The organism is Tannerella sp., from assembly GCF_030528505.1.
Classification (GTDB): Bacteria; Bacteroidota; Bacteroidia; order Bacteroidales; family Tannerellaceae; genus Tannerella.
Genome location: NZ_JAUMYS010000098.1, coordinates 1 through 7,250, shown reverse-complemented (window position 1 = coordinate 7,250; position 7,250 = coordinate 1). Strand labels below are relative to the sequence as shown.

At 47.9% G+C, this 7,250-nt stretch carries 6 protein-coding genes, 1 tRNA gene and 1 pseudogene; 4 read left to right on the top strand and 4 right to left on the bottom strand.

Going from position 1 to position 7,250, the window contains the following annotated elements:
- The first annotated feature begins 140 nt into the window (after positions 1–140).
- Positions 141–902 (top strand): tRNA (guanosine(46)-N7)-methyltransferase TrmB, encoded by a 762-nt coding sequence (gene trmB, locus Q4A89_RS11385; protein ID WP_303185609.1) that lies wholly within the window; start codon positions 141–143, stop codon positions 900–902.
- A 10-nt stretch (positions 903–912) separates the two neighbouring features.
- The gene (locus Q4A89_RS11380) at positions 913–2,019 is read left to right on the top strand and encodes an Mrp/NBP35 family ATP-binding protein (RefSeq protein ID WP_303185608.1); all 1,107 of its coding nucleotides are present in this window, start codon (positions 913–915) and stop codon (positions 2,017–2,019) included.
- 96 nt (positions 2,020–2,115) lie between these two features.
- Here Q4A89_RS11380 and Q4A89_RS11375 read toward each other — a convergent pair whose 3' ends face one another.
- Together Q4A89_RS11375 and Q4A89_RS11370 are read right to left on the bottom strand one after the other, a co-directional pair.
- Positions 2,116–3,798 carry a S41 family peptidase gene (locus Q4A89_RS11375; protein ID WP_303185607.1) on the bottom strand — a complete coding sequence of 561 codons (1,683 nt, stop codon included), beginning with the start codon at positions 3,796–3,798 and terminating at the stop codon, positions 2,116–2,118.
- An 82-nt stretch (positions 3,799–3,880) separates the two neighbouring features.
- Positions 3,881–4,858, bottom strand: coding sequence for an adenosine kinase (locus Q4A89_RS11370; RefSeq protein ID WP_303185605.1), 978 nt, complete (start codon positions 4,856–4,858; stop codon positions 3,881–3,883).
- 81 nt (positions 4,859–4,939) lie between these two features.
- On the opposite strand from Q4A89_RS11370, the gene Q4A89_RS11365 reads away from it, so the two are divergent.
- Positions 4,940–5,013 (top strand) — tRNA-Asn (locus Q4A89_RS11365).
- A 120-nt stretch (positions 5,014–5,133) separates the two neighbouring features.
- On the opposite strand, the gene Q4A89_RS11360 is transcribed toward Q4A89_RS11365, so the two are convergent.
- On the bottom strand, positions 5,134–6,072 hold the full coding sequence (locus Q4A89_RS11360) for a glycosyltransferase family 2 protein (protein WP_303185604.1): 939 nt from the start codon (positions 6,070–6,072) through the stop codon (positions 5,134–5,136).
- A 1-nt stretch (position 6,073) separates the two neighbouring features.
- Positions 6,074–6,454, bottom strand: coding sequence for a GtrA family protein (locus Q4A89_RS11355; RefSeq protein WP_303185603.1), 381 nt, complete (start codon positions 6,452–6,454; stop codon positions 6,074–6,076).
- A 133-nt stretch (positions 6,455–6,587) separates the two neighbouring features.
- Between Q4A89_RS11355 and Q4A89_RS11350 the strand changes: the two are divergent.
- Positions 6,588–7,168, top strand: a pseudogene (locus tag Q4A89_RS11350) (ISAs1 family transposase); the annotation flags it as partial.
- Between the last annotated feature and the right edge of the window lie 82 nt (positions 7,169–7,250).

The window sequence follows — 7,250 nt, the reverse complement described above, 5'->3', positions numbered from 1 at the left end:
AAGGATGTTTTTCCTGATGGACAAACAATTTTGTCTGATCCGGAATTTCCAAGTTTTACAAGGCGAAGAAAATTGGGCTTTTTAAGGGACGACTATCTATCTCCAAACACATCCAATATTTTTCCGTACCTTTGTCGCTCATGGGAAAAAACAAATTACAAAAGTTTGCGGAGATGGAAGCGTTACCGAACGTCTTCCAATACCCGTATGCAGTGTTGCAGACATTGGGAGACTGTCCGTTGAAAGGCCGCTGGCATGCGGAAGTGTTTAGAAACAAACAACCGATCGTTCTTGAATTAGGATGCGGACGCGGCGAGTACACCGTTGGGCTGGGACGCCTTTTCCCCGAAAAAAACTTTATCGGAATCGATATCAAGGGCGCACGCATGTGGGCCGGAGCCAAAGAAGCCTTCGGAGCAAAAATGACGAATGTCGCCTTTTTGCGCACGGAGATTGAACGGATCAGTCATTTCTTCACTCCCGGCGAAGTCGCCGAACTATGGCTCACCTTTCCCGACCCACAAATGAAGAAAGTGAACAAACGACTTACAAGTACGCGTTTCATGCGTATGTACAGCGAAATTCTTCGTGCCGACGGGCTCATTCACCTCAAGACGGACAGCCATTTCATGTTCACCTATACCAACGAAATGATAAAGATCAACCATCTGCCTGTGCAGGCATGCACCGACGACCTTTATCACTCAGACGCTGCCGACGATATCCTTTCTATCCGAACATATTACGAACAACAGTGGCTCGAACGCGGTTTGAATATCAAATACCTCCGCTTCGTCTGCCAACCGCGCGAAACATGGATCGAACCTGACGTAGACATTGAACCCGACGCCTACCGCAGCTATAACAGAAGCCGGCGAGCAGGCTCACAAACCTATAAATAAAACAACATATATGACACTTTATCCGAAATTAATTCTGGAAGCGCTTGAAAAAGTACGCTACCCGGGCACCGGCAAAAACCTCGTCGAAGCCGGAATGGTCGAAGACGACATACGTATCGAAGGATCCAAGGTATCGTTTACACTCATCTTTGAGAAACCGAACGATCCGTTTATTCAGTCCGTTGTCAAAGCGGCCGAAACATCTATCCTCACCTATATATCGCCCGATATCGACATCAAAGGAAATATCTCGGTCAAAGCCTTGCAGGAAAAACGTCCCGAACCGGAGAAGCTGCTTCCCGACGTAAAAAATATCATCGCCGTAGCCTCCGGAAAAGGGGGAGTGGGAAAGAGCACCGTCTCGGCCAATCTCGCCGTGGCACTGGCCGCCGAAGGATACAGCGTCGGACTCCTGGATGCCGATATTTTCGGACCGTCACAGCCCAAGATGTTTAACGTCGAAGAGGCCCGCCCGGTACTCGAAAAAGTAGGAGGCCGCGATTTAATACGCCCGGCCGAGAACTACGGAGTCAAACTGCTTTCCATCGGTTTCTTCGTCGACCGCAACGATGCCATAGTATGGCGTGGCGCCATGGCTTGCAATGCACTCAAACAATTGATTGCCGACGCCAATTGGGGTGCACTCGATTACCTGCTGATCGATCTGCCGCCGGGTACAAGCGATATTCACCTGACCCTCGTGCAGACACTCGCCATTACGGGTGCCGTCGTTGTGAGTACCCCTCAGCAGGTCGCACTGGCCGACGCACGCAAAGGGATCAGCATGTTTCTGGGTGAGAAAGTAAACGTTCCCGTACTGGGTCTTATTGAGAATATGGCATGGTTCACTCCGGCCGAGCTGCCGGAAAACCGATACTACATATTCGGAAAGGAAGGATGCAAACAGTTGGCCGAAGAACTGAATGTCCCGCTACTCGGACAGATTCCGCTCGTGCAAAGCATCTGCGAAAGCGGAGATTCCGGAGCACCGGCCGCCTTGAACCCCGACACGATCACGGGAGCTGCGTTCCGTCAACTGGCCGCCAACGTCGTGGAACGGATCGAATATCGGCATAAACATCTGGCTCCCACCCAGCGGGTCATCATCCAATCGTAAAATAAACCGTAGGGATAGGAACATAAAAAAGGGCTGCGTCAACATGTTTTTTTGTAACGCAGCCTCTTTCTCTTATATTTTCATGTCTTCAAACTTTCACCCCGCACGATTAGCCACCACGTCTGTCGCCTCTTCCTTTTCGGACATAGGAGCGCTCAATGTCTGACGGTATAATGCCTCGTCGGACAAGATATCCAATGCTTTCTGCAAGGCTTTGTCACCTTTCAGGCTTTCGATAAGCTCTCCCTCCTGATAGTAATACCGCTTGATAATCTCGGTTGTGATAAGCTTTTTAATATCTTCCTTATACCGTTCGAGGTCACGCTCCAAATCAGGTTTAAGTTGCGCTTCGAGCGCCGCAAAAACCGTTGTATCTTCGGCTAAATACCCTTCAAATTCAGCCACCTCTTTGAGGCTCTTCAACGCCTTCTCACTCTGCCGGTCGTACGTAAACTTCGCCTCTTTCAGACGTTGCTTAAAGACTTCGTAATCCGCCTCCGGATAGACAAATTCTTCGGCCGGTGCGATAGTCGGATGTGCCTGTACCCACTCGGTGACGTAATCAAACAACGTATAATCGCTCAACAAATAATACAACATGGTCGGCGTCTTCTTCTCCTCCACTTCAAAATCGGGGCGGACACCTCCTCCGTCCCGTACGGGACGCCCTTTCGAGGTATAAAAAACCGACGTCAAGCTGTCGGGGATAGCCGAAACACTCCCGTCCGTATGACGATGGGTATAGTCCATGTGCTGAACGCATCGTCCGCTGGGGATATAATATTTGCTCATCGTCACTTTGACATTGCCGTCGTAAGGCAGATTGCGTGTCGATTGGACGAGTCCCTTCCCGAACGATCGGTTGCCCACCAGCACCGCGCGATCCATATCCTGCAACGCTCCGCTGACAATCTCGGCCGCCGATGCCGAACTTCCGTTAATCAGCACCACGAGGGGAATGACCGTATCGATCGGTTCGACCGTGGTACGATACGTACGATCCCACTGTTTAATTTTACCTCGCGTCGAGAGTACCTCCCGTCCTTTCGGTACGAAATAATTCACGATCTGAACGGCACTGGGCAACAAACCTCCGCCGTTATCGCGCAGGTCGAGAATCAACGAGGTGATTTGATAACGTTTTTTCAGGTCTTCGAAAGCCTCTTTTACCTCCTGCGCACTCTTTTCCCTGAATCCATCGAGGTAGATGTATCCCGTCCGATCGCCGTAAACACCGTAATGCACAACTTGTTTAAGCATCACCTGCTTGCGTATCACTTCGAATTTGCGCGGTTTCTTTTCGCCCGGACGCTGGATTTTCAATACCACCTTCGAGTTGGGCACGCCTTTGAGCAATTCGCTTACCCTTTCGCTGGTGGCCTTCGTAACGTCGGCCGTATCGATGCCCAAAATCCGGTCGCCGGCTTTGAGTCCGGCCAGTGCGGCAGGCATCCCCTCGAACGGTTCGGTGATAATTACTCCGCCGTCACGCGAACGGATATAAGCCCCTACCCCGCCATATTCACCGGAGATCAACATTTTCATGTTGTCCATCTCCTGCTCGGGAAAGTACTCCGTATACGGATCCAGACCTTTCAGCATGGCATCGATACCACGGCGCACCATCTTATCGACCTCGACCGAGTCGACATAAAACATATCAACCTCTTTCACAAGCGCATTGAGAATCTCCAGCTGTTTGCTGACTTCAAAGCGATTGCCCTGCTGAGCTTCGAGACCGTAAACACTTCCCAGCGTCAATGAAAGAGCAAGGAACATCGTGTTTTTTAACCGTGACATGTAATGTTGTGTATATTAATAATGATATATCGAAGTGCAAAAGTAGCTATTTCCGGCACGCCTACGATATAATCTCGTTTACTTTTAACTTTATTTGTTGCCAGCGATCGGCAGGGATTTGCGGTCCGACCGTTTCGACCACATGAGAAGCCATCACGGCTCCGATCGAAGCCATCTGCTTCAACGAAAGTCCGCGCGAATACCCGTAGAGGAATCCGGCAGCAAAGTTGTCGCCCGCGCCGGTCGTATCGACAGGTGCATGACTCAAGGCCGGTACATGTACTGTTTCGCCTTGGCGCCCGGCTAATGCCCCGTCTCTCCCAACAGTGACCACCGAATATTCAACATCTTTCATGATCTCATGAATCGCTTCGGTGGCAGCAAGACCGGTATAAGCCTCTGCTTCGCTATCGTTCGAAAAAAGAATATCGACGTATTCGGGAATGACCTGATGCAACATTTGGTGAAACCCATGTACAATATTAAAATTCGACAAGTCGAGAGCGATCTTCAGCCCCAAGTGTTTTGCGCGACGCAGGATGGGATGAAACAGTTGCTCGTTCGAAATCAGGTACCCTTCCATATAAAGACAGTCGTACATACGCAATAAGTCATCCGTGATCTCTTCGGCTGTCAGAGTCGCTGCCGGGCCGAGGAAGGTAGCCATGGTCCGTTCGCTGTCCGGCGACATCAGTACCGTGCAGCATCCCGAGATACCCTCCGTTTGCACAATATGCGGCGTTACACCGGCATCGTGTATCGCTTTCGTGTAAAAACGGCCATTCGCATCCGAGCCTACCTTACCGATATAACCGACCGATGCACCCAATAATGCAAGCGCACGCATCGTATTACATACTGATCCTCCCGGGGCCTCCGAACGTTCCAAGCCCGATTGTTCACGCTGAATCGATCGCATCGTCGTTTGGTCGATCAAATCCATCGCTCCTTTCTTGATCCCAATAATTCCCAATGTATCATCACTTTCCAGACGCAACAACACATCAAGCAAAGCATTCCCAATTCCAATTATTTTCATTTGATCATTTTTTTTGCACAAATATATTGCATATTTCGAAAATAGCCGTATCTTTGCAGCGCAATTTTAGGAAAACAACCTTCTTCCTTAGCTCAGTTGGTTAGAGCATCTGACTGTTAATCAGAGGGTCCTTGGTTCAAGTCCAAGAGGAAGAGCAGAAAGAGTTAAACAACAAATGTTTAGCTCTTTTTCTTTTTTATTGCTCTCCGACACATAACAAGCAAAATAATTGATCATAAGAGACAACGATTCCCTTCTATCTGAGCGAAGAACGGTTATCCAATCTTCTGCCCGTTATACGAGCGAGCAAAATAAACGGGGCGCTTTTTGGTCTCGTTAAAGATACGACCGAGATACTCGCCGATGATGCCGATGCAGAGTAATTGCATACCTCCCAAAAAGAGAATCGTTACCATAATGGTAGGAAACCCGTCGACCGGGTCATCATAAATCAGATTGGAGACGAAGATGTAGATACCATAAATAAACGCCAGCAGGGAAACGACAGCCCCCGATACGGAGGCGATACGCAGAGGAGCCACCGTAAAAGAAGTAAGCCCTTCGACCGCAAGGTTCAGCAGTTTTAAAAAGTTCCATTTGCTTTCTCCTGCTACCCGGCACTGCTGATCAAACAAAAGCTCTTTTTTGCGAAACCCGATCCAACTAAACATTCCTTTTGTGTAACGCTGCGATTCACGCAACTGTTTCATCGCTTGGATACAGATTCTGTCGAGTAGCCGGAAATCGCCCGTATCCTGCTGAATCGGCATATGAGCCGCCTTTCGTAATGTAGCATAGAAAATACGTCTCAAGTTTTTTCGCAAAAAGGATTCCTTTTCGTTCGTACGACGCCGCGCATAGACATCATCATAACCTTCTTCCCAATAACGGAGCATCTCGGGAATCAGTTCCGGCGGATGCTGCAAGTCGGCATCCATAATCACCATGCAGTCGCCCTTGACATAGTCGAAGCCGGCCAGCATAGCCACTTCCTTGCCGTAATTACGGGAAAGGTCTACGTAATTGATACGTGCATCTTTCTCGTGCAACTGTGCAAGCAGCAAAAGCGTATGATCGCGGCTGCCGTCATTGACGAAAACCACTTCCCAGACGTATTCGATGTGTGTATCCATCAAGATTCGGAGTCTCTCGTAAAGCATCAAAAGAGATTCCTGCTCGTTATACGCGGGGATTAAAACGGAAACTTTTTTCATCTTAAAGCCGTTGCGATTTTAAAACTGTGCGAACAAGGATAAAATTGATGGGAATCGTAATGGCGTACACGGGCAGAGGTGCTATATTTTCGGGAATACCCGCGTAGAGAAACAGATTCAGTAAAGCGACCTGCAACACATAATTGATGAGGTGACTTCCGGCAAAACCAAATCCTTTCTTGGTCGAAGGCTTCGTCTTGAACGTAAAATAATTCGATAATAGAAAGTTTGCGAAAAAGCTGATAATATATCCCGCGGTAAAGGCAACGGTTGTATTCATCACCTTATTAAGCAACAAATAGATGCCGTAATGAATACCTGTAGCCAATCCTCCGACGACACAAAACCTGATGAATTCTTTTTGTTTAGCTGAAATCTCCATGCCTTGTCGAAATCTTACGATCTGCAAATGTAACAGATAATTTTGAATCTACGCCTTGTAAGCAGAAAACTTTCAGGGCTGACGCATTAAAAACAGTTTTCTATATTTGTAGTCATTAAATGTACCATTCGTTATGTATCAATCTCTCTTGGAAAGTCTCTTCATGGTCTCAGACCCACGGATAGAACGCAAAAAAGTTTATCCTCTTGACTTTTTTACTCCTTATCGTTTTCCTCTCCACACTCTCCGGTAGTACCTCTTGGTACGAGATTGAAGATTATGCCGAGGAATACGAAGAAGGGTTGAAAAACCTATACGAAACACTTGCCGGTCATCGGTTTCCGCATACCATACTCTCTCATGACACCTTCAACAGGAGCATCAGTCTCTTGGATGTGGAAGGCTTTGAGGGGGCCTATAAGCGATGGATTAACGGCTTTATATCATCCTCCTCAGGTAAACATATTTGCATTGATGGCAAAACGATGCGAGGAGTCAAGAAACTTTTTTTGATACGCAATCGCATGTTGTCTCTGCCTTCTCGCCACAAAATATGTGCAGTCTTGCTCAACTCTACAGCGAATGGAGTATTAACTCGCTGGAAAGGCTTGAAGTCGATACACAGTTATACGCAAACGAAGGGATAAAAAGAGCGATAAAACGAGTGAAGAAGTGGCCTATTACATTTCGTCATTGACTGATGTATCCTTATTGAACCCAAATTACGCGATACACTGTTCGGCGTGTACCATTATTTAATTGTTAATTGTCAATGGCTAATTGTCATACCGGGTAC

Excerpts from the sequence above, each read along its gene's own strand:
- trmB (WP_303185609.1), top strand. The coding sequence starts at position 141 with ATGGGAAAAAACAAATTACAAAAGTTTGCGGAGATGGAAGCGTTACCG.
- Q4A89_RS11355 (WP_303185603.1), bottom strand. The coding sequence starts at position 6,454 with ATGGAGATTTCAGCTAAACAAAAAGAATTCATCAGGTTTTGTGTCGTC.
- Q4A89_RS11380 (WP_303185608.1), top strand. The coding sequence starts at position 913 with ATGACACTTTATCCGAAATTAATTCTGGAAGCGCTTGAAAAAGTACGC.
- Q4A89_RS11375 (WP_303185607.1), bottom strand. The coding sequence starts at position 3,798 with ATGTTCCTTGCTCTTTCATTGACGCTGGGAAGTGTTTACGGTCTCGAA.
- Q4A89_RS11360 (WP_303185604.1), bottom strand. The coding sequence starts at position 6,072 with ATGAAAAAAGTTTCCGTTTTAATCCCCGCGTATAACGAGCAGGAATCT.
- Q4A89_RS11370 (WP_303185605.1), bottom strand. The coding sequence starts at position 4,858 with ATGAAAATAATTGGAATTGGGAATGCTTTGCTTGATGTGTTGTTGCGT.